The sequence below is a fragment of the Roseospira visakhapatnamensis genome, assembly GCF_014197915.1.
In the GTDB taxonomy this organism is placed as follows: domain Bacteria; phylum Pseudomonadota; class Alphaproteobacteria; order Rhodospirillales; family Rhodospirillaceae; genus Rhodospira; species Rhodospira visakhapatnamensis.
The window spans coordinates 1-1,482 of the sequence record NZ_JACIGK010000087.1 but is presented as its reverse complement, the minus strand read 5'-3'; the positions used below and the strand labels follow the sequence as shown (position 1 = coordinate 1,482).

The 1,482-nt window shown below is 63.0% G+C and carries 2 protein-coding genes and 1 tRNA gene; 1 reads left to right on the top strand and 2 read right to left on the bottom strand.

From position 1 onward, the window contains the following. Positions 1–174: 174 nt before the first annotated feature. On the top strand, positions 175–897 hold the full coding sequence (locus GGD89_RS19585; protein ID WP_184049223.1) for a tyrosine-type recombinase/integrase: 723 nt from the start codon (positions 175–177) through the stop codon (positions 895–897). A 94-nt stretch (positions 898–991) separates the two neighbouring features. Here the strand turns inward: GGD89_RS19585 and GGD89_RS19580 are convergent. Beyond that, positions 992–1,067, bottom strand: a tRNA-Lys gene (locus tag GGD89_RS19580). Positions 1,068–1,332: 265 nt separating this feature from the next. Continuing rightward, positions 1,333–1,467: a hypothetical protein gene (locus tag GGD89_RS20755; RefSeq protein ID WP_425503063.1), complete on the bottom strand. Its 135-nt coding sequence runs from the start codon at positions 1,465–1,467 to the stop codon at positions 1,333–1,335. Positions 1,468–1,482 lie beyond the last annotated feature (15 nt).

Below are 1,482 nucleotides of genomic sequence, written 5' to 3'. Positions count from 1 at the left end.
CCCTGAAAGAAGCGCTCGACAAAGTTATGCCAACAGAGTGCAGCAGCTATATGCGGCATTCCGGCTATGGCCCAACTTGATCTCGGATTACTCTATCTGGCGGAGCCCAACCCGGAGCGCCCCGGGAAGGGGATGGACCCGGTTCCCTTGGATCGGATCGATAGCCCGTCCGTCATGCGCCTGCGCGACGCGACGCACGACCGCCATGGCTGGCGGCAAGCGAATCTGGTTCTCGCCGTGATTTCGCTCGTGTGGAACTGGGGGCGGCCCTACGGCTACGTCACGGGGTCCAATCCGGCCGAGAAGGTGCCGCGCATCAAGCGGCCGCGTGACAAGCCCGCCGCGAACCGCCCGTGGACGGACGACGAGCTGGCCACCGTTCTTGCGACGGCACAGACGGGCGTGCGTGAGGCCGTGGCGCTGGGGGCCTATACCGGCCTTCGCCAGGGCGATGTTCTGGCGTTGCCATGGTCCGCGATCGAGGACGGTTGGCTCCGGTGCCGGCAGTCAAAGACCGGCGAAGAGGTTTGGATCCCCGTGCATCGGGACCTCGCCGCGATCCTGGAGCAGGCCGAACACCGCGCCACGGTGATCGTCGCCGGCGCGCGCGACCGGCGGCCGTACAGCGGCGATGGCTTCCGGACGCTGTTCTTTCGCCTGATCCGCAAGCTGGAGGCCGAGGGCCGCATCGGCCAGGGCCTGACGTTCCATGGTCTGCGGCACGGCCTCGCGACGCGGCTGGCGGACGCCGGCGCCGATGACCGCACCATCGCGGCAATCACCGGCCACAAGCAGGTGTCCATGGTGCAGCGGTACACCCGCACGGCCGACAAACGGCGCCGCGCCCGGGCGGGAATGGACCTGCTTGAAGGTGGCAAGCCAGAGGACAAGCCGTGAACAAACGGCCCCAAGTTTGGCAAACGGTCGGGAAAAGTTTGGAAAAAAGGGGCAGATAGGTCTACCTATCTGCCCCTTAACGTCCTGATTTAATTGGTGGGCGCACAAGGACTCGAACCTTGGACCCGCTGATTAAGAGTCAGCTGCTCTACCAACTGAGCTATGCGCCCGCTAGAGCAAATCCCAAGCGATCCGAACCGGATCGCGACGACGATTTGCTTTAAAAACAAAAACGTAGAGCGTTTTGGGTGAGTCCAAAATCACGCAACACGCTCTAATGTGTACGAACCGACTGACGCCCCCGTGTCGTGACGAGGACCGCGCCTGCCCCTCAAGCGAGGCGTGGGTAAGTAGCAGCACGCGCGGGGGAATGCAAGCCCCTATTGTATGGGTGTATGGGTTCAGGCTGCCTGAGACTCTTATGGGTGTATGGGTTCAGGCTGCCTGAGACTCTGGAGAAGGCTCTTTGGGAGCGTCCTGAAGGTACTCGAGCGGAGTGAGGCCGTTCAAGGCGCGATGAGGCCGGTATGAATTGTACGTGTTCACGGCTTTGGTGAGTTCGTGGCGCATGGCGCCGACGGTGTC